General features: G+C 68.9%; 25 protein-coding genes. 12 read left to right on the top strand and 13 right to left on the bottom strand.

Annotated elements, in window-relative coordinates; genetic code table 11:
• Nucleotides 1-119: 119 nt before the first annotated feature.
• The 3 genes from AB6807_RS00330 to AB6807_RS00320 are packed head-to-tail and all read left to right on the top strand — an operon-like array spanning nucleotide 120 to nucleotide 2,289.
• Nucleotides 120-680, top strand: coding sequence for a cysteine hydrolase family protein (locus AB6807_RS00330; RefSeq protein ID WP_371083098.1), 561 nt, complete (start codon nucleotides 120-122; stop codon nucleotides 678-680).
• Nucleotides 677-1,324, top strand: coding sequence for a DJ-1/PfpI family protein (locus AB6807_RS00325; RefSeq protein ID WP_371083097.1), 648 nt, complete (start codon nucleotides 677-679; stop codon nucleotides 1,322-1,324). Before AB6807_RS00330 ends, AB6807_RS00325 begins: the two co-directional genes overlap by 4 nt.
• Nucleotides 1,288-2,289 carry a GlxA family transcriptional regulator gene (locus AB6807_RS00320; protein ID WP_371083096.1) on the top strand — a complete coding sequence of 334 codons (1,002 nt, stop codon included), beginning with the start codon at nucleotides 1,288-1,290 and terminating at the stop codon, nucleotides 2,287-2,289. The genes AB6807_RS00325 and AB6807_RS00320 overlap by 37 nt, the downstream gene beginning before the upstream one ends.
• Before the next feature lie 24 nt (nucleotides 2,290-2,313).
• Here the strand turns inward: AB6807_RS00320 and AB6807_RS00315 are convergent, their stop codons facing one another.
• The 6 genes from AB6807_RS00315 to murJ form a co-directional block, all read right to left on the bottom strand.
• Nucleotides 2,314-3,615, bottom strand: a complete 1,302-nt coding sequence (locus AB6807_RS00315; RefSeq protein ID WP_371083095.1) for an RNA polymerase sigma factor — start codon at nucleotides 3,613-3,615, stop codon at nucleotides 2,314-2,316.
• Between the two features lie 39 nt (nucleotides 3,616-3,654).
• Nucleotides 3,655-4,080, bottom strand: coding sequence for a YciI family protein (locus AB6807_RS00310; protein ID WP_371083094.1), 426 nt, complete (start codon nucleotides 4,078-4,080; stop codon nucleotides 3,655-3,657).
• A gap of 28 nt (nucleotides 4,081-4,108) precedes the next feature.
• Nucleotides 4,109-4,540, bottom strand: a complete 432-nt coding sequence (locus AB6807_RS00305; protein ID WP_371083093.1) for a YciI family protein — start codon at nucleotides 4,538-4,540, stop codon at nucleotides 4,109-4,111.
• A gap of 172 nt (nucleotides 4,541-4,712) precedes the next feature.
• Nucleotides 4,713-5,153 carry a bleomycin resistance protein gene (locus AB6807_RS00300; protein WP_371083092.1) on the bottom strand — a complete coding sequence of 147 codons (441 nt, stop codon included), beginning with the start codon at nucleotides 5,151-5,153 and terminating at the stop codon, nucleotides 4,713-4,715.
• Nucleotides 5,153-6,004, bottom strand: coding sequence for a SirB1 family protein (locus tag AB6807_RS00295; RefSeq protein ID WP_371083091.1), 852 nt, complete (start codon nucleotides 6,002-6,004; stop codon nucleotides 5,153-5,155). The genes AB6807_RS00300 and AB6807_RS00295 overlap by 1 nt, the downstream gene beginning before the upstream one ends.
• A 55-nt stretch (nucleotides 6,005-6,059) precedes the next feature.
• Nucleotides 6,060-7,613 carry a murein biosynthesis integral membrane protein MurJ gene (murJ, locus tag AB6807_RS00290; protein WP_371083090.1) on the bottom strand — a complete coding sequence of 518 codons (1,554 nt, stop codon included), beginning with the start codon at nucleotides 7,611-7,613 and terminating at the stop codon, nucleotides 6,060-6,062.
• Nucleotides 7,614-7,752: 139 nt separating this feature from the next.
• Between murJ and rpsT the strand changes: the two genes are divergently transcribed.
• Nucleotides 7,753-8,067 carry a 30S ribosomal protein S20 gene (gene rpsT / locus AB6807_RS00285; protein ID WP_007831346.1) on the top strand — a complete coding sequence of 105 codons (315 nt, stop codon included), beginning with the start codon at nucleotides 7,753-7,755 and terminating at the stop codon, nucleotides 8,065-8,067.
• Between the two features lie 113 nt (nucleotides 8,068-8,180).
• Here the strand turns inward: rpsT and AB6807_RS00280 are convergent, their stop codons facing one another.
• Nucleotides 8,181-8,582 (bottom strand): DUF3579 domain-containing protein, encoded by a 402-nt coding sequence (locus AB6807_RS00280; protein ID WP_116908209.1) that lies wholly within the window; start codon nucleotides 8,580-8,582, stop codon nucleotides 8,181-8,183.
• A 161-nt stretch (nucleotides 8,583-8,743) separates the two neighbouring features.
• Here AB6807_RS00280 and AB6807_RS00275 point away from each other — a divergent pair, with 161 nt between their 5' ends.
• The 8 genes from AB6807_RS00275 (at nucleotide 8,744) to AB6807_RS00240 (ending at nucleotide 16,097) form a co-directional block, all read left to right on the top strand.
• Nucleotides 8,744-9,952: an aspartate aminotransferase family protein gene (locus tag AB6807_RS00275; RefSeq protein WP_116908210.1), complete on the top strand. Its 1,209-nt coding sequence runs from the start codon at nucleotides 8,744-8,746 to the stop codon at nucleotides 9,950-9,952.
• Nucleotides 9,949-10,902 (top strand): ornithine carbamoyltransferase, encoded by a 954-nt coding sequence (gene argF, locus AB6807_RS00270; protein ID WP_371083089.1) that lies wholly within the window; start codon nucleotides 9,949-9,951, stop codon nucleotides 10,900-10,902. The genes AB6807_RS00275 and argF overlap by 4 nt, the downstream gene beginning before the upstream one ends.
• Before the next feature lie 44 nt (nucleotides 10,903-10,946).
• The gene (locus AB6807_RS00265; protein WP_371083088.1) at nucleotides 10,947-11,279 is read left to right on the top strand and encodes a YkgJ family cysteine cluster protein; all 333 of its coding nucleotides are present in this window, start codon (nucleotides 10,947-10,949) and stop codon (nucleotides 11,277-11,279) included.
• 74 nt (nucleotides 11,280-11,353) lie between these two features.
• A complete protein-coding gene (gene kynB / locus AB6807_RS00260; RefSeq protein WP_371083087.1) occupies nucleotides 11,354-12,016 on the top strand; it encodes an arylformamidase in 663 nt (220 codons plus the stop codon).
• Nucleotides 12,013-13,323, top strand: coding sequence for a kynureninase (gene kynU / locus AB6807_RS00255; protein WP_371083086.1), 1,311 nt, complete (start codon nucleotides 12,013-12,015; stop codon nucleotides 13,321-13,323). Before kynB ends, kynU begins: the two co-directional genes overlap by 4 nt.
• 32 nt (nucleotides 13,324-13,355) lie before the next feature.
• Nucleotides 13,356-13,859 (top strand): hypothetical protein, encoded by a 504-nt coding sequence (locus tag AB6807_RS00250; protein WP_371083085.1) that lies wholly within the window; start codon nucleotides 13,356-13,358, stop codon nucleotides 13,857-13,859.
• Nucleotides 13,860-13,875: 16 nt separating this feature from the next.
• Nucleotides 13,876-14,724, top strand: coding sequence for a tryptophan 2,3-dioxygenase (gene kynA, locus AB6807_RS00245; RefSeq protein WP_371083084.1), 849 nt, complete (start codon nucleotides 13,876-13,878; stop codon nucleotides 14,722-14,724).
• Nucleotides 14,725-14,834: 110 nt separating this feature from the next.
• On the top strand, nucleotides 14,835-16,097 hold the full coding sequence (locus AB6807_RS00240; RefSeq protein ID WP_371083083.1) for an SMI1/KNR4 family protein: 1,263 nt from the start codon (nucleotides 14,835-14,837) through the stop codon (nucleotides 16,095-16,097).
• A 64-nt stretch (nucleotides 16,098-16,161) separates the two neighbouring features.
• Here the strand turns inward: AB6807_RS00240 and AB6807_RS00235 are convergent, their stop codons facing one another.
• The 6 genes from AB6807_RS00235 to efeB all read right to left on the bottom strand — a co-directional run bounded on the left by AB6807_RS00235 (nucleotide 16,162) and on the right by efeB (nucleotide 22,286).
• A complete protein-coding gene (locus tag AB6807_RS00235) occupies nucleotides 16,162-17,355 on the bottom strand; it encodes an FAD-dependent monooxygenase (protein ID WP_371083082.1) in 1,194 nt (397 codons plus the stop codon).
• Between the two features lie 5 nt (nucleotides 17,356-17,360).
• Nucleotides 17,361-17,678, bottom strand: coding sequence for a DUF6587 family protein (locus tag AB6807_RS00230; RefSeq protein WP_371083081.1), 318 nt, complete (start codon nucleotides 17,676-17,678; stop codon nucleotides 17,361-17,363).
• Between the two features lie 34 nt (nucleotides 17,679-17,712).
• Nucleotides 17,713-19,608, bottom strand: coding sequence for a ferrous iron transporter B (locus tag AB6807_RS00225; RefSeq protein WP_116908220.1), 1,896 nt, complete (start codon nucleotides 19,606-19,608; stop codon nucleotides 17,713-17,715).
• Complete coding sequence (locus tag AB6807_RS00220) at nucleotides 19,601-19,900, bottom strand: FeoA family protein (protein ID WP_116908221.1); 300 nt, start codon at nucleotides 19,898-19,900, stop codon at nucleotides 19,601-19,603. Before AB6807_RS00220 ends, AB6807_RS00225 begins: the two co-directional genes overlap by 8 nt.
• A gap of 127 nt (nucleotides 19,901-20,027) precedes the next feature.
• Complete coding sequence (gene efeO, locus AB6807_RS00215) at nucleotides 20,028-20,864, bottom strand: iron uptake system protein EfeO (RefSeq protein WP_116908222.1); 837 nt, start codon at nucleotides 20,862-20,864, stop codon at nucleotides 20,028-20,030.
• 99 nt (nucleotides 20,865-20,963) lie between these two features.
• On the bottom strand, nucleotides 20,964-22,286 hold the full coding sequence (efeB, locus tag AB6807_RS00210; protein WP_371083080.1) for an iron uptake transporter deferrochelatase/peroxidase subunit: 1,323 nt from the start codon (nucleotides 22,284-22,286) through the stop codon (nucleotides 20,964-20,966).
• Nucleotides 22,287-22,295: the final 9 nt, after the last annotated feature.

The raw sequence follows: 22,295 nt of genomic DNA, 5'->3' as shown, positions 1-22,295 counted from the left end.
GCCTTCAGGCGGCCATGTCCGGATCTGATCGATTCTGGTCCGACGCAGAGCGGACCGCACCCCTGGCATCGCCAGAGAATACGCGGCATCATCCACTCCGCCCCAGCGAGTCCGCCGCCATGAAAACCTGTCTGATTGTGATCGACGCCCAGGAGTCGTTCCGCCAGCGTTCCTACTGGAACCAAGCCCTGGCCGACGCATACCTGGCGCAGCAGAACGCGCTGATCGAGGGTTGCGCCGCGTCCGGCATGCCCATCGTGCGGGTGTTCCACACCGATGCGCCGTCGGACGCCAGCAACCCCTTCGCCGTCGAATCGGGCCATGTGCGCCCCCTGGCGGGTCTGACCGACTTCGAAGCCGCGGCCACCTTCACCAAGCACCGCCACAGCGCGCTGGTCAACAGCGGGCTGGACGTGTGGCTCACGCAGAACGGCATCGGGCGGCTCATCGTGAGCGGCATCCGCACCGAGCAGTGCTGCGAAACCACCACGCGCCACGCCTCGGACCTGGGCTGGGAGGTCGACTACGTGGTCGACGCGACGCTGACCTTCGGCATGGTGCAGCCCGACGGCCAACCGCTGTCGGCCGCCGACATCAAGGCGCGCACGGCCACCGTGCTGCAGGGCCGCTTCGCCACCGTGTGCACCGTGGCGCAGGCGCTGGAACGGGCCGTGGCATGAGCGACCCGACGCTGCGCGTGCTCATCCTGGCCTTCGACGGCGTCGAGGCGCTCGACTTCGCCGGCCCCTTCGAGGTGTTCACCACTGCGAGCCGGGTCGCGCAGCGCATGCGCCCTGTCGGTGCCACCGGTGCCGCCGTGTTCGACGTGGCCTCGGTCGCGCACGCCGCGCCGGGCCAGCCCGTGCAGGCCCGCGCCGGCCTGCAGCTGCTGGCCAACCACACGCTCGCGAACAGCCCGCAGGCCGATGTGCTCGTCGTGCCCGGTGGCGTGGTCGATGCGGCAATGGCCAGCCCCGACACGCTGCACTGGATCGCCGCGCAAGCCGCCAAGGCGCAGGTCACTGCCTCGGTGTGCACCGGCGTCTTCCTGCTCGCCGCGAGCGGCGTGGTGACCGACGACGCGGTGACCACGCACTGGGAAGACATTGCCGACCTGCGCGGCCAGTTCCCCGCGCTCGACGTGCGCGACGACGTGCGCTGGGTCGACAACGGCCGCATCGTCAGCTCGGCGGGCATCAGCGCCGGCATCGACATGAGCCTGCACCTCGTGGCGCGGCTGGCCGGCGCCGAGCTGGCCGAGCGCACCGCGCGCCAGATGGACTACGCATGGATTCGCGACCCGCGCACCAGCCCATCCGCGTAGTCTTCGTGCTGCTGCCCGGCAGCCTGGTGCTCGACTGGGCCGGGCCGGCCGAGGCATTGCGCATCGCCAACCAGCGGCTGCGCGCCATGGGGCAGCCCGAGCGCTTCGCCATCGAGTTCGCGAGCCCGCGGCCCACCGCCATCGGCTCGGTCGGCGTGGCGATGTCGGGCCTTGCCGAATTGCCCGCGCAGTGGAACGGCCCGGGCTGGGTGGTGCTGGTCGGCCAGCCCGGCGACCGCATCGCCATCGACACGCCCGAGGCGCAGGACATGCTGCACTGGCTGCGCGGCCAGCGCTTCGAGCGCGGGCGGCTGGAGCTGGTGACGATCTGCGCCGGCGCCGTGCTGGCCGCCCATGCCGGCGCGCTGGCGGGCCGCCGCGCCACAACGCACCACCATCACCTGGGCGAGCTGAGCGCCGTGGAGCCGCGCTGCGACGTGGTGAGCAACCGCGTGTTCGTGATCGACCCGCCGCTGTACAGCAGCGCGGGCGTGACGACCGGCATCGACCTGGTGCTGCATCGCATCGCCGAGCTCTGCGGCGAGGCGCTGGCGGCGCAGGTCGCGCAGACCATGGTGGTGGCGCTGCGCCGCGGCCCCAACGACCCCGAGCTGTCGCCCTTTCTCGCCTACCGAAACCACCTGCATGCCGCGCTGCACCGCGTGCAGGACGCCGTCAGCGAGCAGCCGCAGGCCGAATGGAGCGTGCCGCGCATGGCCGAGGTGGGGCACACATCGTCGCGGCACCTCACGCGCCTTTTCGTCGAGCACGCGGGCGTGGCGCCGCTGGCCTACCTGCGCCGGCTGCGGCTGGCCACGGCGCAACTGGCGCTGGCCTCGGGCGCCAGCGTCACGCGGGCGGCGGAGCAATCGGGCTTCGGCTCCGACACGCAGCTGCGCCGCGCGTGGCACCAGTTCGGGCTGCCGGGCTCGCCTTCGGAGGCGCAGTCGGCGTCCGGGGTCTGATTCGGCTGGTCCACCTCGTTCACCTCATGAAGCAACGCAGGCGCGCGCCCGCGCCAGCAGCAGCGCCCGCTCGCGCGTGTTGCGCGTGAGCGCGGCGGCGCGGTCGAACTCCCTGCGCGCCTCGTCGTGGCGCCCCAGCTTGAAGAGCAGGTCGCCGCGCACGGTCGGCAGCAGGTGGTAGCCCTGCAGCGCGGGCTCGTGCACCAGCGCATCGACCACCTCCAGCCCCGCTGCCGGCCCGAAGGCCATCGACAGCGCCACCGCCCGGTTCAGCTCGACGATGGGCGACGGCGACAGCTGGGCCAGCGCGTCGTACAGCGCGGCGATGCGGTGCCAGTCGGTTTCCTCGGCGGTGCGCGCGCGGGCGTGGCAGGCGGCAATGGCGGCCTGCAGCGCGTAGGGGCCCAGGGCGCCGCCGAGCGCCTCCGCGCGGGCCAGCGCCGCAAGGCCGCGGCCGATCAGCATGTGGTCCCAGCGCGCGCGGTTCTGCGCCAGCAGCAGCACCGGCTCGCTCGACGGGCCCATGCGCGCCGCGGTGCGCGAGGCCTGGATTTCCATCAGCGCGACCAGCCCGTGCACCTCCGCCTGCTTCGGCACCAGCTCGGCCACGATGCGGCCCAGCCGCAGGGCTTCCTCGCACAGCGCGGGGCGCATCCAGTGGTCGCCGGCGGTGGCCGAGTAGCCCTCGTTGAAGACCAGGTAGATCACCTCGAGCACCGACGCGAGCCGGGCTTCGAGCTCGTGACGGCGCGGCACCTCGAAGGGCACGCGCGCCTCGGCCAGCGTGCGCTTGGCGCGCACGATGCGCTGCGCCACCGTGGCCTCGGGCACCAGGAACGCACGGGCGATCTCGTCGGTGCCGAGGCCGCCCATCACCCGCAGCGTGAGCGCCACGCGCGCCTCGGTCGACAGCACGGGGTGGCAGGCGGTGAACACCAGGCGCAGCAGGTCGTCGCCGATGTCGTCGTCGATGGCCGCATCGACGGCTTCCGAGAACTCGTGCTGCGCCATCTCGTGCCGCGCGTCGAGTTCGCGACCGATCTCGCCGGCCTTGTGCTCGGCCAGTTGCAGGTGGCGCAGCCGGTCGAGCGCGCGGCGCTTGGCCACGGCGGTGAGCCAGGCGGCGGGGTTGTCGGGCACGCCGGCTTCGCGCCATTGCTCCAGGGCCGAGACCAGCGCGTCCTGCGCCAGTTCTTCGGCCAGGCCCACCTCGCGCACCATGCGCGCGACGGTGGCGATGATCTTCGCGGACTCCATGCGCCACACCGCCTCGAGGGTGCGGTGCAAGGCGGGCCCATCGGCGCCCGTGCCCGCAGCCACATCCATCCCAGCGTCCGCACCCGTGCCCGCGCGGCCCACCTCGGCTCAGCCCCCGGTCTTCCTGACCGTCTGCATCGTGGCCATCTCGGCGGTCACCGCCTGCACCTCGGGCGGAAAGTCTTCGAACTCCTGGACCTGGCGCACCTCGATGACCTCGTTGTCGCCGCCCGGGCAGCGCGTGGCCCATTCGATGGCGTCGGCGCGCGAGGGCACGTCGATCACCCAGAAGCCGCCGAGCACTTCCTTGGCCTCGGCGAAGGGCCCGTCGACGACCTTGGGCTTGCGCCCCTTGAAGCTCACGCGCGCGCCCATCGAGGGCGGATGCAGGCCGTCGCAGCTGATCAGCACGCCGGCCTTCTGCATCGACTCGTTGTAGGCCATCATGGCCGACACCGCATCCACATCGTCGGGAATGGTGCCGGGGGCGGCGGTTTCGTAGCCCTGGGGAATCATCAGCAGCATGAATCGCATGGCGGTCTCCTTGCGTTGCGACGCGGCCTCAGCGCCCGGTCTGGGTGTGCCCCGCGGTCTCCGCGCGCAGGCGGTCTTCCTGCGCGAGCAGTTCGGGCGTCATCGCGTCGCCGAAGTCGGCGGCCTCGAAGACCTGGCGGATCTCGATCTCGCCTTCCTGGAACGGGCTGCGCTTGATCCATTCGATGGCTTCTTCCTTCGACTTGACCTGGAACAGCCAGAAGCCGGCCAGCAGCTCCTTGGTTTCGGCGAAGGGGCCGTCGATGACGGTGCGCTTGGTGGGCCCCTCGCAGCGCACGCGCGCGCCCTTGGAACTGGGATGCAGGCCTTCCCCGGCCAGCAGCACGCCGGCCTTGACCAGTTCCTCGTTGAACTTGCCCATGGCGGTGAGGATCTCGGTGCTGGGCATCACGCCGGCTTCGGAATCCTTGTTGGCCTTAACCAGAATCATGAATCGCATGTCGTTTCTCCTGAGGTTGATGAGCGGGGGAGGCGCTGCACGCTGAACACTGGAATTAGCGCGCTCTCTGTTCACACGTCGAACGAGCAAGAGGCGGATCGACACGGTGGCATCGATCTGCCTGTAATTTCTTGTTTCCGGACTCAGGCCACGTTCGGGCTCGGGCCCGAACTCAGGCCGAATCGCTGCAGAACCGCAGCACGTGCCCGTCGGGCTCGCGGATCGCGAATTCGCGCAGCCCCCAGGGCTGGGACGCGGGCGGCTCGATGACCGTCACGCCGCGCTTCACATAGGCCGCGTGCAGGCCGTCGATGTCCCGGGCCACCTGGATCACGATTTCGCCGCGCCAGGGTTTGGCGTCCCGCGCATTGCATTGCCACAGCCGCAGGAAGACCGGGTCGCCGTGGCTGCGGTCGCCCTTCGGGTCGCCTTTTTTCACACGGGCGTAGCTGGGCGGCTCCCCGGCGATGAAGTCGAGCTCGAAGCCCAGCACCTCGCAAAACCAGCGCGCCGCACGCGACACGTCCGACACCGGCAGCACCGGCTGCACGCCATGGAACCCGTGCAGGGTGCCTAGGTCGGGCGCCGGGATCACACCGGCCTTGGCGCTCATCAGCTGGCCAGTCGGCGCAGGGTGGCGACGCGCTCGGCGATCAGGTCGATGTCCAGTGCGTCTTCCGCCTTGGCCAGGTAGGTTTCCAGGTCGCGCACGGCCTGGGCGGTGTTGCCCTGCTCGGCATGCGCGATGCCGCGGTCGCGGTATTCGCCCCAGGCGCTGGGCAGCAGCACCAGCAGGCGGTCTTGTACCGCGATGACGCGTTGCCAGTCTTCCTGCGCCTGGTGCACTTCCTTCAGGTTGCGCAGCATGCGGGCGATGATCTCGCGCGAGCTGGCCGGCTGCAGGTACAGGCCCAGCGGCACGTCGAAGTCGCCGACCAGGCCGTTGCTGCGCTTGTAGGGCTCCAGCCGCTCGCCGAGTTCCTCGCGCGAGAGCGACTTCCCGGTGAACGGGTCGATCACCACCTGCCCCTTGGGCAGCGTCACCTTCAGCATGAAGTGGCCCGGAAAACCGACGCCGCGCGCCTGCAGGCCCAGGCCCTGCGCCAGCTCCATCCACAGCACGGCCAGCGAGATCGGAATGCCGCGGCGGGTGCGCAGCACGGCGTTCAGGTAGCTGTTGTCGGGGTCGTAGTAGTCGTTGACATTGCCGCCGAAGCTCAGGTCGCTGAAGAAGAACTGGTTCAGCGCCCGCAGGCGCGCCAGCGGTGCGGCGTCGCTGGGCAGGCGGCGCTTCAGGCGCGCCAGCAGCTGGTCGACGTCGCCGAGCACCTGCTGCACGTCGAGCTCGGGATACTCGTCTTGCGCCAGGCTGGCGGCGGCCTCGAGCAGCGGAAAGTGATCGTCGCTGCGCACCAGCGATTCGAAATACTCCAGTGCGGTGGGAAGCTGAAAGCTGAACGTCATGTGCCTTTGTAGAGGAGCCCGCCCGGAGCGTCAAGGATTGGCGGGGGATGCGGCCTCAGCGCCGCATGAAGCTGCGCAGCCGCACGCCCACCGCCGTGAGCACGGCGAAATACAGCAGCGCGGCGCCGGCGACCAGCGCGGCGAGCAGGCCGATGCGCGCCAGGCGATGCTCGCGCAGGCCGATCCAGTCGAAATGCTGCGAGCCCCAGGCCAGCAGCGCGGCCAGCACCAGCGTGCCCGTGAGCACCTGCAGCGCGAACTTGCCCCAGCCCGGCTCGGGCTTGTAGCTGCCGCGGCGCTTCAGGCCGACCAGCAGCCAGGTCGAGTTGACCAGCGCGCCGATGGCGATGGTCAGCGTCAGCGCAGCGTGCTGGAACACCGGCACCAGGAAGAAATTGAGCACCTGCGTGAGCACCAGCACGCCCACGGCGATGAGCATGGGCGTGCGGGTGTCGTGCTTGGCGTAATAGCCAGGCGCCAGCACCTTCACCGCCACGATGCCGACCAGCCCCACGCCGTAGCCCATGAGCGCCAGCGTGGTGTGGTCGACGTCGACGGCCTTGTACGCGCCGTTGTGGAACAGCACCGCCACCAGCGGCTTCGCGAACAGCAGCAACGCGACGGCGCAGGGCGCCGACAGCAGCACCACCAGCCGCAGGCCCCAGTCGAGCAGCGACGAGTAGCGCGCGTCGTCCTTCGCGGCGCGGGCCATGGCCAGCTGCGGCATCAGGATGACGCCCAGCGCCACGCCGAGCATGGCGGTAGGGAACTCCATCAGCCGGTCGGCATTGGTGATCCAGGTGACGCTGCCCTCGGCCAGGTGCGAGGCGATCTGCGTATTGATGAGCAGCGATATCTGCGCCACGCTCACGCCCAGCAGCGCCGGCAGCATCAACTTGAGCACCTTGCGGGTGGTCGGGTCGGCCCACGCGGTGCGCAGCGCCTTGAAGCTCGCGCCCACGCGCGGCATCAGCCCGAGCTTGCGGAGCGCCGGAATCTGCAGGCCCAGCTGCAGCACACCGCCCACCAGCACGCCCATGCACTGCGCATAGATGGGCTCGATGCCCCAGCGGCGAAACAGCGGCGCGCCGAGCGAAATCGACAGGATCAGCGCGATGTTGAGCAGCACCGGCGACGCCGCCGGCACGGCGAATTTGCGCCAGGTGTTCAGGATACCGCCCGCCAGCGCCACCAGCGACATGAAGCCGATGTAGGGGAACATCCAGCGCGTCATGACCACGGCCGCGTCGAAGCCCGGCAGCCCACTGGCCATGGCCCAGACCAGGAGCGGCGCGCCCGCCACGCCGGCCACGCACACGATCACCAGGGTCCAGGTCAGCAGCGTGGCGACATGGTCGATGAGCTGCTGGGCGCCCTCCTGCCCGGCTTCGGTCTTGCGCGCGGCCAGCACCGGCACGAAGGCCTGGCTGAACGCGCCTTCGCCGAACACCCGGCGAAACAGGTTGGGAATGCGAAAGGCGACGTTGAAGGCGTCGGTCAGCGCGCTGACGCCGAAAACCGAGGCGAAGAGCACGTCGCGCACGAGGCCCGTGATCCGCGAAGCGAGGGTCAGCAGGGAGACGGTGGAAGCGGATTTGAGCAGTGACACGGGGGCCGAGTGTAGGGCCCGACGCCAGGGGAGACGGCCCCGAAACGGCCCGATTCGCCGCCGGATTGGGCAAAACCGCCAACCCGGCCTATAATGGAAGGCTTTGCTGCATCATCCTCAGACACCTAAGGAATAAATCATGGCATCCGCCAAGCCCAAGAAAAAGAACCCGCGCCTCGCCTCCGGCCGTAAGCGCGTCCGCCAGGACACCAAGCTCAACGCTGCGAACACCTCGCTGCGCTCCAAATACCGTACCGCTGTCAAGAACGTCGAAAAGGCTGTTCTGGCTGGCGACAAGACCAAGGCAAGCGAACTGTTCGCGAAGGCCCAGAGCATCGTCGACACCGTCGCCGACAAGGGCATCTTCCACAAGAACAAGGCAGCCCGCGACAAGAGCCGCCTGTCGGCCAAGGTCAAGGCCCTCGCCCTCGCGCCTGAAAAGGCAGCCGCCTGACACCTGTCAGGCAAGCCCGGACCGGAATTCTCCGGTCCGCCGTTTGATCGGGGTGCGCTGCAGCAAAGTGTAAAAAACCGCCTTCGGGCGGTTTTTTCATGGGCGCTCGGTTTTCAGGGCTTGGGCGGCTCGACCGGGATCACGGGGGCAACCGGGTCTGATCGCACCGTGGCGGCCACCGGCGTTTGCGCGGCCTTGGGCATGGCGGGTGCGGGCGGCGCCGGCGACACCTCGGACACCTGCAGGTCGTTGTCCTTGGCGAAGTTCACGCAGAAGTCCCAGGCCATGGGCTCGGCGTCGCGCAGGTCGCGGTTGACGATCACGCACTTCACGCCGTTGATGGACGTGGGCACGCACCAGGGGGAATAGCTCAGGTAGCTGCCCGGAAAGGCGCCACCGGGGCGAAAGGAGCTCATGACGCCGGCAAGGCGCTCGGCCCAATCGCTCGGGCGAAAGGTCCGGCCATCGCGGGTGATGCCCTGGATGAAGATTTCTTTGGCTGTGGGGGAAATCATCGTTGATTGAGGCGACCGGAACAGGTGCTGCGGTGCAGCAAGCGATTGTATCCGCGCCACTTTTTGCATCCTGAACATCGGGCATTGCTGTGATGCGCAATCCTCAACGAAGCCGTCAAATCGCGCGCCTAGAATTCGTGCTCCCTTACTGGAGATACCGAATGAGCGCCACTGCCCAGCCCACCTCGCCCCACGTCATGAACACCTACGGTCGCCTGCCGATCGCGCTGTCGCACGGCCAGGGCTGCCGAGTGTGGGACACCACGGGCAAGGCCTACATCGACGGCCTCGGCGGCATTGCCGTGAACACGCTGGGCCACAACCACCCCGAGCTGGTGCCCGCCCTGCACGACCAACTGACCAAGCTGATCCACAGCTCCAACTACTACCACGTGCCCGGCCAGGAGCAACTGGCCGCCAAGCTGACCGAGCTGTCCGGCCTCACCAACGCCTTCTTCTGCTCCACCGGCCTCGAAGCCAACGAAGCCGCCCTGAAGCTGGCGCGCAAGTTCGGCCACGACAAGGGCATCGAGCGCCCCGAGATCGTCGTGTACGAAGCCGCCTTCCACGGCCGCAGCATCGCCACCCTGTCGGCCACCGGCAACCCCAAGGTGCAGGCCGGCTTCGGCCCGCTGGTCGAGGGCTTCATCCGCGTGCCGCTGAACGACATCGAAGCGCTGAAGAAAGCCACCGAAGGCAACCCCAACGTGGTCGCCGTGTTCTTCGAGACCATCCAGGGCGAAGGCGGCATCCACCCGATGCGCGTTGAATACCTCAAGCAGGTGCGCGCCCTGTGCGACGAGCGCGACTGGCTCATGATGATCGACGAAGTGCAGTGCGGCATGGGCCGCACCGGCAAGTGGTTCGCCCACCAATGGGCGGGCATCAAGCCCGACGTGATGCCGCTCGCCAAGGGCCTGGGCTCGGGCGTGCCCATCGGCGCCGTGGTGGCCGGCCCCAAGGCCGCCAACATCTTCGGGCCGGGCAACCACGGCACCACCTTCGGCGGCAACCCGCTGGCCATGCGCGCCGGTGTGGAAACCATCCGCATCATGGAAGAGCACAAGCTGCTCGAGAACGCCGCCACCGTCGGCGCCCACCTGAAGGCCGCGCTGGAGCGCGAGATCGGCGAGCTGCCGGGCGTGAGCGACATCCGCGGCCAGGGCCTGATGCTGGGCATCGAGCTCGACCGCCCCTGTGGCGCGATCCTGAACCGCGCCTGCGACGCCGGCCTGCTGCTGAGCGTGACGGCCGACAAGGTCATTCGCCTGGTGCCTCCGCTCATCCTGAGCATTGCCGAGGCCGACGAAATCGTCGCCATCCTGGCGCCCATCGTCAAAAACTTCCTGTCGGAGCCTGCCGCCCAATGACGACCGCCTCGACTACCGCCACCACCACGTCGCCGCATGCCATCCGGCACTACCTGCAGTTCTCGGACCTCACGGCCGACGAGTACGTCTATTTGTTCGACCGCATGGCGGTCATCAAGAAGAAGTTCAAGACCTACGAGAAGCACCAGCCGCTGACCGACCGCACGATGGCCATGATCTTCGAGAAGGCCAGCACGCGCACCCGCGTGAGCTTCGAGGCCGGCATGTACCAGCTCGGCGGCAGCGTGGTGCACCTGACCACGGGCGACAGCCAGCTCGGGCGTGCCGAACCCATCGAGGACAGCGCCAAGGTCATCAGCCGCATGGTCGACCTGGTGATGATCCGCACCTATGAGCAGACCAAGATCGACACCTTCGCCGCGCACTCGCGCGTGCCCGTCATCAACGGCCTGACCAACGAGTTCCACCCCTGCCAGATATTGGCCGACATCTTCACGTACATCGAGCACCGCGGTTCCATCCAGGGCAAGACCGTGGCGTGGGTGGGCGACGGCAACAACATGGCCAACACATGGCTGCAGGCGGCCGAGATCCTGGGCTTTACGGTGCACGTGAGCACGCCCAGCGGCTACGAGGTCGACCAGTCGATCGCCGGCATCCGCTCGGGCGACAGCTACAAGGTCTTCAAGGACCCGATGGAAGCCTGCCGCGGCGCCGACCTGGTCACCACCGACGTCTGGACCAGCATGGGCTACGAGGCCGAGAACGAGGCCCGCCGCAAGGCCTTCGCCGACTGGTGCGTCGACGAGGACATGATGCGCGCGGCCCAGCCCGACGCCCTCTTCATGCACTGCCTGCCCGCCCACCGCGGCGAAGAAGTGCAGGCCGAGGTCATCGACGGCCCGCAGTCGGTGGTGTGGGACGAGGCCGAAAACCGGCTGCACGCCCAAAAGGCGCTGATGGAGTTCCTGCTGCTCGGCAGGCTCTGAGCGTCACACCGAGCGTCACGAACAGCAGCACAGCCAGCCGCCGCATGTCCGATTGCCAGCAATGCGGCGCCTGCTGCGCCAGCTACCGCGTCGACTTCAGCGTGCACGAGCTCGACGACAACGGCGGCAAGGTGCCGTCGGGCCTGGCCGTCGAGGTGAACGACGCCATCTGCCGCATGCGCGGCACCGACCACACGCCCATGCGCTGCGCCGCCCTCACCGGCAAGATCGGCCAGTCCGTGGGCTGCGGCATCTACGAATGGCGCCCCAACCCCTGCCACGAGCTGCAGTCCGGCAGCGACGCCTGCGAACGCGCCCGCGCGCGCCACGGGCTACCTCCGCTGTCCTCGGTGTCCCTGCCGTCCCCGCTGCACTGACCCGATCAACTCGTCACGTGCTGTGTTGGAAATAACCGACACCACGACCCCTCGGCCGGCGCTAACTTCGCGCCATGGCTTCCTCACACCCGCAACGCATCTGGGACATTTCGCCGCCCGTGCATGAAGGCACGCCGGTGTTTCCTGGCGACACGCCCTACCAGCAGCGCTGGGCCGCGACCATTTCGCCGGGCTGCCCGGTGAACGTCAGCGAGATCAGGCTGTCGCCCCACGTCGGCGCGCACGCCGACGCGCCGCTGCACTACGACCCCGAAGGCCAGGCCATCGGCCATGTCGATCTCGCGCCCTTCCTCGGCCCCTGCCGCGTGATCCATGCGATCGACAAGGGCCCGCTCATCGAGTGGGAGCACATTGCCCACGCCGTCGACAGCCGGCTGCCGCCGCGCGTGCTGGTGCGCACCTACGCCACCATGCCGATCGACCGCTGGGACCCGCAGCTGGCGGCCTACGCGCCGCAAACGGTCGAGCGCCTCGCGGCCATGGGCGTGAAGCTCATCGGCATCGACACCGCCAGCATCGACCCGGCCGACAGCAAGACGCTGGAAAGCCACCAACGCATTCGCCGCCTCGACCTGCGCGTGCTCGAGAACCTCGTGCTCGACGACGTGCCCGAGGGCGACTACGAACTCATCGCGCTGCCGCTGAAGCTGGTCAGCGCCGATGCCTCCCCCGTTCGCGCCGTGCTGCGAACTCCATCGCTGAAACCTGCCCTATGACGACACTTGCAGACTGCCGCGCACTCGACGCGCAAGACCCGCTGCGCGCCCTGCGCGACCAATTCACCGTGCCCGAGGGCGTGCTCTACCTCGACGGCAACTCGCTCGGCGTGATGCCCAAGGCCGCGCCCGCGCGCATCGCCGAAGTCGTCACCAAGGAATGGGGCGAAGGCCTGATCCGCTCGTGGAACACCGCCAGCTGGTTCGACCTGCCGCAGCGCCTGGGCGACAAGGTGGCCCGCGTGATCGGCGCCGCGCCCGGCGAAGTGGTGTGCACCGACAGCACCTCGGTCAATCTCTACAAGGTGCTGTTCGCGGCGCTGTCGCAACAGAAGGACAGCGGCCGCAAGCTGGTGGTGAGCGAGCGCAGCAACTTCCCGACCGACCTCTACATCGCCGAGTCGCTGTGCCGCGAGCGCGGCTTCACGCTCAAGCTGATCGACGCGGCCGAGCTGCAAGGCCCGGGTTCGGTGCTGACCGATGAAGTCGCCGTGCTCATGCTGACGCACGTCAACTACCGCACCGGCGCCATGCACGACATGAAGGCCATCACCGCCGCGGCGCACGCGGTGGGCGCGCTCACGGTGTGGGACCTGGCGCACAGCGCCGGCGCCGTGCCGGTTGCCTTGAACGACAGCAATGCCGACTACGCCATCGGCTGCGGCTACAAGTACCTGAACGGCGGCCCCGGCGCGCCGGCTTTCGCCTGGGTCAACACCCGGCACGCGGGCGAGTTCGAGCAGCCGCTGTCCGGCTGGTGGGGCCACGCCGCGCCCTTCGAGTTCACGCCGCACTACCGCCCTGCCCCGGGCGTGGGCCGCTACCTGTGCGGCACGCAACCCATCATCGCGCTGGCCGGCCTGGAGTGCGGGCTCGACACCGTGCTGGCCGCCGAAGCCTTCAACGGCACGAACGGCGCCATGGCCGCGCTGCGCACCAAGTCGCTCGCGCTGACCGACCTGTTCATCCAGCTGGTAGAAGAACGCTGCGCCGGGCAAGGCCTGTCGCTCGTCACGCCGCGCGAGCACGCACAGCGCGGTTCGCAGGTGTGCCTGAGCCGCGAGAACCCGGACGATCCGCAAGGCGGCTCGGGCGCCTACGCCATCGTGCAGGCGCTGATTGCACGCGGCGTCATCGGCGACTACCGCGCCGGCGATTCGCAGATGCCCGACATCCTGCGCTTCGGCTTCACGCCGCTGTACATCGGCTTCGAGGACGTGTGGAACTCGGTCGAGCACCTGGTGCAGGTGCTCGAGTCGGGCGAGTGGAAGCGCGAAGAGTTCAACCGCAAGAACGCAGTCACCTGAGCCGCGCGCTCCCCTTTTCTTCACCCTTTTTCATGACGCACATCACACGCCGGCTGTTCGCCGCCCTGGCCCCGTTGCTGCTGCTGAGCGCGCCTGCGCTCGCGTTCGCGCAGCAGCAGCCGACCTTCACCCTGCCGCAGCTGAAGGCCTTCGCGGCCCTCACGCCCGACGCCTTCCGCCAGGAAATCAAGCGCCAGGGCTTCTCGTACCGCGACAAGACCGTGACCGAGGAAATCAGCATGCTCGAGTACGAGAAATTCGTCGACGGCCAGACCACCAACCTGATGAAGTCCACCTACGTGGAAAACCGCGCCGACGAGAACAGCGTGCAGCTCTCGACCACCGACAAGGCCGCCTTCGACAAGCTCGTGAAGGAAGCGCGCGACACCGGCTATGTGCCGGCAGAAAAAGGCCGCATCCCGGGCGGCGAGACCTACCAGCAGTTCAAGCGCAAGAGCGAGGCCGTGCGCTTCGTGTACCCGAAGAAAGACGCCGGCATGGGCCTGCCTTCCTACACCGCCGTGGTCTGGCGATGACCCGCCAGCCAACATCATGACCACCGACAAGACACCCGGGCACATCGTCCACGAAGAGAAGGCGCAGCTGGACTTCAGCAAGTCCATGAGCTACGGCGACTACCTGCACCTCGACCAGATCCTCAGCGCGCAGCATCCGCTGTCGCCCGCGCACGACGAGCTGCTGTTCATCGTGCAGCACCAGACCAGCGAGCTGTGGATGAAGCTCATGCTGCACGAGCTGCGCGCCGCCACCCGGTGCATCGCCGAAGAGAAACTGGCCGACGCCTTCAAGATGCTCGCGCGCGTGAGCCGCATCATGGAACAGCTCGTGAGCGCATGGACCGTGCTGTCGACCATGACGCCGCCCGAGTACACGGCCATGCGCCCCTACCTTGCGAGCTCCAGCGGTTTCCAGAGCGCGCAGTACCGCTGCATCGAGTTCGCGCTGGGCAACAAGAACGCCGCCATGCTCAAGCCGCACCAGCACCGCGCCGACCTGCTCGCGCAGGTCGAGGAGGCGTACCGCGCGCCGTCGCTGTACGACGAGTCGCTGCGCTTGCTCGCACGCCACGGCGTGCCGGTGCCGGCCGACCGCCTGGAGCGCGACTGGACCCAGCCCTATGAGTCGAGCGACGGCGTGGAGGCCGCGTGGCTCACGGTGTACCGCGACCCGCATGCGCACTGGGACCTGTACCAGCTCGGAGAGAAGCTCACCGACCTGGAAGACGCCTTCCGCCTCTGGCGCTTTCGCCATGTGACGACGGTCGAACGCGTGATCGGCTTCAAGCGCGGAACCGGTGGCACCGGCGGGGTGAGCTATCTGCGCAAGATGCTCGACGTGGTGCTGTTCCCTGAGATCTGGAAGATTCGTACGGATCTTTGAGGGGGCTGTGGGGGCCGCGCGCAACCCCAACCCCCTCATGAAGCTGGGGTGGCACCGATTGCCCCGTTGACGCAACACGCTACAGTTTTGCAAACAACGGAGACCCTGCCATGAACGACATCCGGTTCACTCCCGACGAGCTCTCCACCCTGCGCGAACATGGCATCGTGCTGTTCGCGGACCGCGTGATCTTCGATGCGCAGCCGCCCATGCCGCAGCAGCAGATCGACGCCGTGCAGGCGCAGTGCGCAGGCGCGCTCCCCGAGGCGCTGCGCACGCTGTGGCAAACCACGGCGGGCGGGCGGCTCGACTACGACCTGTCGCTCGACATGAACGGCAACCTCGAGGCCATCAGCTGGAGCGAGCTGTTCTGGAACGGCAGCGACGGCTACCACGACCTGCAGGGCTGGATCGCGCACGAGCTCGAACTGGCGCAAGAAGCCGCACAGGAAGCCGCGAAGGAAAGCGGCACGCCCTGGAGCGGCAAGCTCACGCACCTGCCCATCGGCGGCTTCGAGTACACCGACCGCATCTACGCCGTGGTGGAGCCCGGCGCCGAGCAAGGCCAGGTCGTGGCCTGGAAGAAGGGCCTGCCGCCGGCCTGGACGCACGCGTTGCACGAAGACAGCGTGAACACCGTCGCCACCGACCTGCACGGCGCGTTCGCGGCCCTGCACCTCGACGAAGATCCGCTGGCGCCCACGAGCGACTATTTCTCGGGCCAGACGCTGATCGAATACCTCGACGACCGCCACGAAGACCACGGGCTCGACCTCGACCTGATGGACAAGCTGGTGGCCTTCTACAGCCGCGCAGTGGTCGACTGGCGCACGCCGCTGGCCGAAGGCACGCTGCGCCACCATCCGTCGCTCGCGCGCGCGGCGCTGCTCCACGCAACGGGCGCGGACGACGCCGAGCTGGTCGCATCGCTCGCCGCCGCGGGCGTGGGCTTCGACGGGCCGATGCAGGGCAGCGCGCTCGCCACCGATGTCGCGGTGAGCCATGGCGCCTATGCCGCGGCCGCTGCGCTGGTGCGCGCGGGCGCGCCCGTGGCGGCCGACGCGCTGCGCAACATCGACGGACAGATCTCGCCCGAGCTCACGCAGGCATTGCTAGACAACGGCGCGGAGCCCAACGTGTCGGCCATCGTGAAATGCGCGGCCTGCGGCGCGCCCGCGAGCGCGCACCTGATCGCGGAAGCCTGCGCCAAGGCGGGCATCGACGTGCCGCCCGCGTTCATCGACGAGCGCGATGCGATGTTGCTCGATCTGGAAGACACCCTGGCCCGGATGCAGGGCGGTGCCTACGGCCACTACCTCGGGCAGGAAGGCATCGCGGAGCGCATCGAGCACCTGCAGGCGTTTCGGCTCTGAGGCGTTGCGGTTCGCGTCGAGTGCGCTGTTCACCGACCCAAGAAGAAGCTCCAAGGCCCGGAGCTCAACCGCCGTAAAGCCAGGGCTGGTCGAGCAACCTGGCGCCCAGCACGCGCATCGCCATGTCGCGCCCCAAGCGCACAGCGCCCGTCGCATGAAAGATCTCGCCGTTGCGCCGCGCCCTCGCCTGCACCTGCGCATTGCGCGGCCAGCGTGCTTCGGCATAGCGCGCGAAGGCGGCGGGCACATCGACCGCGCTGCCGTCGCCGAGGGTATCGGCCAACGCCACCGCGTCTTCTATCGCCATGCCTGCGCCCTGCGCCAGGTACGGGACCATCGGGTGCGCGGCGTCGCCCACCAGCGCCACGCGCTCGTGGGCCATGTCTGCGGCGGAGGTCATGGGCGCGCGGTCGCCCAGCGACCATGCGCGCCAGGCGGGCATCGCGTCCAGCAGCGCCTGCAGGCCCGCGCAACTGCGGCCCATGGCCTGCTTCAACGCGGCGATGCTGCCTGACTGATCCCAATCTCGCGCATCCCGCGCATCGCCTGCCGGAGCCGATTCAGCGATCACCACCACGTTGAGCCAGTTGCCGCCGCGCACCGGGTACGCCACCGCATGCAGCCTCGGGCCCAGCCACACGTGCACCTGCGTGCGGCGCAAGGCCGCAGGCAGGTGGGCCTGCTCGGCCATGGCGCGCCAGGCCGTGTGGCCGGTCACGCGGGGCGGCTCGTCGGCCAGCGGGGTATCGAGTTGGCGGCGCACGATGCTCCACAGGCCGTCGGCCCCGACGATGGCTTCGCCCTCCCAGGCGCGCGCGTCGGTGCTCGACAGGCAGACCAGGTCGTCACTGGTCTCCACCTGCTGTATGCGCGCTGCCGTGACCAGCGTGCCGTTGCCGCGCGCGCGCACGGCGTCGAGCAGCAGGCCGTGCAGGTCGGCGCGGTGCACGCAGACGTAGGGAGCGCCGTAGCGCTGCTGCATGGTGTCGCCGAGCGGCATGCGGGCCAGTTCGGCACCGCTCTCGGCGCTGTGCACCACCAGCGCATCGGGCCGCGCGGCAATGGCCGCGAGCCCCATGTCCAGGTCGAGCTGTCGAAGACGCCGCGTGACGTTGGGGCCCAGCTGCACGCCGGCGCCGATTTCCGCGAAGGCCGCGGCCTGCTCGAACACGTCGGCGCGGTGGCCTCGGCGGGACAGCGCCAGCGCGGCGGCAAGCCCCCCGATGCCGCCGCCGGCGACGAGGATGTGCGCGGGCATCGGGCTCAGCGGCTGTGCGTGGAGGACAGCGTGCTGGGCGTGCTGGGCTTGTGAAGGATGGCCTGGTCGGCTTCGGGTTGCTTCAGCGGCGCCTGGGCCTTGGGCGCGCAGCTGCCGCAGGTGTCGCACGAGCCGCAGCCCGAGGTCTTGGCCAGCGAGGCGGCCAGCTCCTTCGCGCGCGCTTCGTCGACCCAGCCCGCGCGGTGCGTGCCGGCGGCGAGCTTCTGCGCGGCGCCGCGGCGCCACCCCGCGGGCATCCAGCGCCACACCGCGTAGAACGCGGCCGCCGCGACGATCAATCCGACGATCAGTTGCTGTGCCATTTCTTCTTCAAACCTTTCAGCGTCGAGCTCGGTTTTAACCTGCTCCGAGTGCCACTGCAACGCGGTAGGTGATGAAGCAGGCGGCGTAGGCCAGCGCGAACAGGTAGCCCGCCATGATCCACACGTACTTCCACGAACCGGTCTCGCGCTTGACGGCGGCGAGCGTCGAGATGCACTGCGGCGCGAACACGTACCAGACCAGCAGCGACAGCGCGGTGGCCAGCGACCAGCTGCCCGCAATGAGCGGCTCCAGCGCGCCCGCCACGTCGTCACCGGTGGACGACAGCGCATACACCGTGCCCAGCGCGCCCACCGCCACCTCGCGCGCGGCCATGCCCGGCACCAGCGCGATGGAGATCTGCCAGTTGAAGCCGATGGGCGCGAAGATGTGCTCCAGCCCGCGGCCGATCATGCCGGCCAGGCTGTACTGGATGGCGGGGCCGGTCGCGCCTTCGGGCGGCGACGGAAAGGTCGACAGAAACCACAGCAGGATGGTCAGCGTGAGGATGATGGTGCCCACGCGCTGGATGAAGATCCACGCCCGCTCGTACAGGCCCAGCGCCAGATTGCGCGGATTGGGCCAGCGGTAGGCCGGCAGCTCCATCAAGAGCGGCGAATGCGCGGTGTTGTCGCGAAAGCGCTTCATCACCCAGGCCACGGCCATGGCCGAGACGATGCCGAACACATACAGCGCGAACAGCACCACGCCCTGCAGGTTGAACACGCCGCCCACCGTGCGCGCCGGAATGAAGGCCGCGATCAGCAGCGCATACACCGGCAGCCGCGCCGAACACGTCATGAGCGGCGCGATCATGATGGTCGTGATGCGGTCGCGCCAGTTGCTGATGGTGCGCGTGGCCATCACGCCCGGAATGGCGCAGGCAAAGCTCGACAGCAGCGGAATGAACGAGCGCCCCGACAGCCCCACGGTGCCCATCACGCGGTCGAGCAGGAAGGCCGCGCGCGGCAGGTAGCCCGAGTCTTCCAGCGCCAGGATGAAGAGGAAAAGAATCAGGATCTGCGGCAGGAAGACGATGACGCCGCCCACGCCCGCGATCACGCCGTCGACCAGCAGGCTCTGCAGCATGCCCTCGGGCATGGCCGTCTTCAGCAGCCCGCCCAGCGCCTCGGTGCCGGCCTTGATGGCGTCCATGGGCACGTTGGCCCAGCTGAACACGGCCTGGAACATCAGGAACATGGTCACGGCCAGCACCAGCATGCCCCACACGGGGTGCAGCACCACGCGGTCGATGCGGTCGCTGGTGGCCAGGCTGCCCACGGGCTCCTTCACCGCCAGCCCCAGAATGCGGCGCACCTCGCGCTGCGTGGCCAGCACGTCGTCGAGTCCGGGCGCCTGCCACGGCTGCGGCGCGGCGGCGGCCACGGGCGTGTCCAGCGCTTCGAGCAGGCCCTGCGCGCCGCCCGTGTGCACGCCGACGGTCTCGATGACCGGCAGGCCGAGCTCGCGCGAGAGCACGGCCGTGTCGACCACGATGCCCTGCTTCTTGGCCATGTCGGTCATGTTCAGCGCCATCACCATCGGCAGGCCGAGCCGCCTGGCCTCGAGCACCAGGCGCAGGTTCAGCCGCAGGTTGGTGGCGTCGGTGACGCACACCAGCAGGTCGGGCAAGGCTTCCTTGCTCTGGCCGGTGACGATGTCGCGCGTGACGGCCTCGTCGGCGCTCAGCGCGTTCAGGCTGTAGGCGCCCGGCAGGTCGAGCACGAACACGCGGCGGCCCGAGGCGGTGCGCAGCGTGCCTTCCTTGCGCTCGACGGTCACGCCGGCGTAGTTGGCCACCTTCTGGCGGCTGCCGGTCAGCAGGTTGAACAGCGCGGTCTTGCCGCAGTTGGGGTTGCCCAGCAACGCGATGCGGCCCGGCTGCGCGGTGGCGGCGAGGCGCCCCGGGCCCTGGATGACGGCTTCAACCATGGTGGGCGGCTCCCGGCACGACATGGATCAGCGCGGCCTCGTGGCGGCGCAATGCGAAGGTGGTGTGGCCCAGGCGAACCGCCAGCGGCTCGCGGCCCGGCAGCCCGCTGGCCACGATGCGCACCGCCTCGCCGGGCACGAAGCCGATCTCGGTCAGGCGCAGCACGAGCTCGCGGTCGTCCGCGCTCTCGGGGCGGGCCACGTCGAGCACGGTGGCCCATTGGTTGTTCGGAAGCTGGTCGAGGTGCAGGACGGCGGGTGCCGGCGCTGCGCCGTTGTCTTTGGTGTGCACGGTGAGGGGGCGCCAGGAATATCGGGCGCGCCAGTAAGCAATACCCGGATGCTAGCAATTCTCACTCGCGAAAGCCTGACCAAACCCCTTCAAAGGCGTCCGAGCCCCGGCGAATCGGGGTTTTCGATCAGTTCAGCCCGAGCATGCCGCGCAGTTTCGACAGGTCTTCGGCCAGCGTGTTCACCCGCCCGGCCAGCAGCTTGCGGTCGCGCTCGGTGAGTTTCGAATAGGTTTCGAAGCCGCCGTCGGCCGTCTTGTACTTGGCCAGCGTGTCGAACACCACCTTGAAGTTGGCGTCGGTCTTGTCCGAGAAGGCCTTGTTTTCCTTCACCACCAGCGGGCGCAGCAGCTCCACGATCTTGAAGGCGCCCTCGAAGTTCGACTGGAAGTCCCACAGGTCGGTGTGGCTGTAGCGGTTTTCCTCGCCCGATATCTTGGTGGCGGCCACCTCTTCCATCAGCACGGCGGCGCCGCCCACCACCTTCTCGGGCGGGAAGGTCAGCGCGACCAGGCGCTTCTGCAGCTCGAGCACGTCGGCCAGCAGCTTGTCGGCCACCGGGTTCAGGTCTTTGGTGCTCTTTTGCGTCCACAGGCCGTACTCGATGCGGTGGAAGCCGCCGAAGGCCGGGTCCTTCTCGGCCTTCTCGTGGTCGTCGGCGCGTGAGTCGATGGCCTTGTCCAGGTCGTTGAACAGTTCGGCCACCGGCTCGATGCGCTCGTAGCTCGTGCGCGTGGGCGCGTACAGCTTCTTCGCCTTCTCGATGTCGCCGGCCTTCACCGCGGCGGTGAAGGTGCGCGTGTCCGCGGCCAGCTTGCGCACGTTCTCGGCGACGTAGATCTTGTAGTCGGAAATCGGGCCGACCAGCTCGAGCGGCGACACGGCGGCCTGCGCGCCCACGGCATAGAGCCCGGCGAAGCCTGCGACGAAGGTGGCGAGGAAGTGGCGGCGGAACTGCACGGTCATGGAACTCCTGGTTCTGGCGGTGGTGAAAAAAACTTGTGTGTGGCGACGCGGATTCAGACCGCGACAAAGCCGTGATTCAGGCCGTGATTCAGGCCGCGATCAGCCGGCCATCAGGCTGCGCCCCAGCCAGTCGCGCTCGTCCTGCACGCCCGGCAGCGTGAAGAAGAAGCCGCCGCCGATGGGCTTGATGTATTCCTCGAGCGGCTCGCCGTCCAGGCGCGTCTGCACGGCGATGAAGCCGTTCTCCAGGTTGGCCTGGTAGCAGATGAACAACAGCCCCATCTCCAGCTGGCCCGATTTGGTGACGCCGTTGGAGTAGTTGAAGGGCCGGCGCAGCATCAGGTTCTTGTCGGAGGCCCGGGTGCGCGGGTTGGCCAGGCGGATGTGCGCGTCCATCGGCGTGCGCTTGCCTTCGGGGTCTTTCGTGTAGTCGGGCACGTCGTGCTCGGTCTTGCCGCCGTCCATGGGCGCGCCGGTGGGCTTCAGCCGGCCCATGATGGCCTCCTGCTCCTGCAGCGGCGTGCGGTCCCAGCGCTCCACGAAGTTGCGGATGATGCGCACCGCCTGGTAGCTGCCGCCCACGGCCCAGGCCGGCTCGTCGCTGGCGGGCTGCACCCACACGATGGTGTCCATGAGCGTGTTGTCGGCCGAGTCGGGGTTGGCCGAGCCGTCCCTGAAGCCGAGGAAGTTGCGCGCGCTTTCCGAGGGCTTGCCGGGCACCGCCGCAATCGGCGGCACGGTGCCTTCCTGCTTCCAGTGCAGCACCAGCAGGTCGGGCGTGTTCTTGATGATGTCGCGCAGCGCATGGATGTTGGTGTCGGGCGTGTTCGCGCAGAACTGGATCGACAGGTCGCCATGGCACAGCGCGGCGTCCAGCGCGTCGTTCGGGTGGCGCTGCATCTGGTTCAGGCGCACCGGCTTCCTTTTGGCCAGGCCGAAGCGCTCGTCGAACAGCGAGGTGCCGACCGACACCGTCACCGTGAGCCCGTCGGGCCGCACCACCGGCCCGAGGATGCCGGAGCCCGCGGGCGGCAGCTTGGGGTCGGGGTCGGTCTGCGGGCCGCCCTGCGTGAGAAAGGCGATGCGCTCGGTGAGCGTCTTGAAAAGCCGCTCCAGGTCGGCGCGGTTCTCGGCCAGCACGAAGAACGAGGCGATCATGCCGGCCGTCGGGCGCGGCGTGACGATGCCCGCCTGGTGCTTGCCGCGGAAGGGCACGCGGTCTTGCGTGTGGGTGCTCTCAGGGGCGTCGGTGACCTGGGCGCCGCTGTCGAGCGCCTTGGCCGCGCCCGAAGGTGCGGCCGCATGCGCGGAGGCCGCGAGCCCGGCGAATGCCACGCCCGCGGCGCCGAGCATGCGGCGGCGGTGCGGGGATGCGGGTTGCCCCTCGGCGGGGACGGCGGTGTCGTTCTTCGGCTTGTCCATGGAGATGTT

The organism is Variovorax sp. RCC_210 (assembly GCF_041355175.1).
In the GTDB taxonomy this organism is placed as follows: domain Bacteria; phylum Pseudomonadota; class Gammaproteobacteria; order Burkholderiales; family Burkholderiaceae_C; genus Variovorax.
This window is presented reverse-complemented; position numbering and strand designations above follow the sequence as displayed.

Excerpts from the sequence above, each read along its gene's own strand:
- AB6807_RS00330 (WP_371083098.1), top strand. The coding sequence starts at position 120 with ATGAAAACCTGTCTGATTGTGATCGACGCCCAGGAGTCGTTCCGCCAG.
- AB6807_RS00325 (WP_371083097.1), top strand. The coding sequence starts at position 677 with ATGAGCGACCCGACGCTGCGCGTGCTCATCCTGGCCTTCGACGGCGTC.
- AB6807_RS00320 (WP_371083096.1), top strand. The coding sequence starts at position 1,288 with ATGGATTCGCGACCCGCGCACCAGCCCATCCGCGTAGTCTTCGTGCTG.
- AB6807_RS00315 (WP_371083095.1), bottom strand. The coding sequence starts at position 3,615 with ATGGATGTGGCTGCGGGCACGGGCGCCGATGGGCCCGCCTTGCACCGC.
- AB6807_RS00310 (WP_371083094.1), bottom strand. The coding sequence starts at position 4,080 with ATGCGATTCATGCTGCTGATGATTCCCCAGGGCTACGAAACCGCCGCC.
- AB6807_RS00305 (WP_371083093.1), bottom strand. The coding sequence starts at position 4,540 with ATGCGATTCATGATTCTGGTTAAGGCCAACAAGGATTCCGAAGCCGGC.
- AB6807_RS00300 (WP_371083092.1), bottom strand. The coding sequence starts at position 5,153 with ATGAGCGCCAAGGCCGGTGTGATCCCGGCGCCCGACCTAGGCACCCTG.
- AB6807_RS00295 (WP_371083091.1), bottom strand. The coding sequence starts at position 6,004 with ATGACGTTCAGCTTTCAGCTTCCCACCGCACTGGAGTATTTCGAATCG.
- rpsT (WP_007831346.1), top strand. The coding sequence starts at position 7,753 with ATGGCATCCGCCAAGCCCAAGAAAAAGAACCCGCGCCTCGCCTCCGGC.
- AB6807_RS00280 (WP_116908209.1), bottom strand. The coding sequence starts at position 8,582 with ATGATTTCCCCCACAGCCAAAGAAATCTTCATCCAGGGCATCACCCGC.
- AB6807_RS00275 (WP_116908210.1), top strand. The coding sequence starts at position 8,744 with ATGAGCGCCACTGCCCAGCCCACCTCGCCCCACGTCATGAACACCTAC.
- argF (WP_371083089.1), top strand. The coding sequence starts at position 9,949 with ATGACGACCGCCTCGACTACCGCCACCACCACGTCGCCGCATGCCATC.
- AB6807_RS00265 (WP_371083088.1), top strand. The coding sequence starts at position 10,947 with ATGTCCGATTGCCAGCAATGCGGCGCCTGCTGCGCCAGCTACCGCGTC.
- kynB (WP_371083087.1), top strand. The coding sequence starts at position 11,354 with ATGGCTTCCTCACACCCGCAACGCATCTGGGACATTTCGCCGCCCGTG.
- kynU (WP_371083086.1), top strand. The coding sequence starts at position 12,013 with ATGACGACACTTGCAGACTGCCGCGCACTCGACGCGCAAGACCCGCTG.
- AB6807_RS00250 (WP_371083085.1), top strand. The coding sequence starts at position 13,356 with ATGACGCACATCACACGCCGGCTGTTCGCCGCCCTGGCCCCGTTGCTG.
- kynA (WP_371083084.1), top strand. The coding sequence starts at position 13,876 with ATGACCACCGACAAGACACCCGGGCACATCGTCCACGAAGAGAAGGCG.
- AB6807_RS00240 (WP_371083083.1), top strand. The coding sequence starts at position 14,835 with ATGAACGACATCCGGTTCACTCCCGACGAGCTCTCCACCCTGCGCGAA.
- AB6807_RS00235 (WP_371083082.1), bottom strand. The coding sequence starts at position 17,355 with ATGCCCGCGCACATCCTCGTCGCCGGCGGCGGCATCGGGGGGCTTGCC.
- AB6807_RS00230 (WP_371083081.1), bottom strand. The coding sequence starts at position 17,678 with ATGGCACAGCAACTGATCGTCGGATTGATCGTCGCGGCGGCCGCGTTC.
- AB6807_RS00225 (WP_116908220.1), bottom strand. The coding sequence starts at position 19,608 with ATGGTTGAAGCCGTCATCCAGGGCCCGGGGCGCCTCGCCGCCACCGCG.
- efeO (WP_116908222.1), bottom strand. The coding sequence starts at position 20,864 with ATGACCGTGCAGTTCCGCCGCCACTTCCTCGCCACCTTCGTCGCAGGC.
- efeB (WP_371083080.1), bottom strand. The coding sequence starts at position 22,286 with ATGGACAAGCCGAAGAACGACACCGCCGTCCCCGCCGAGGGGCAACCC.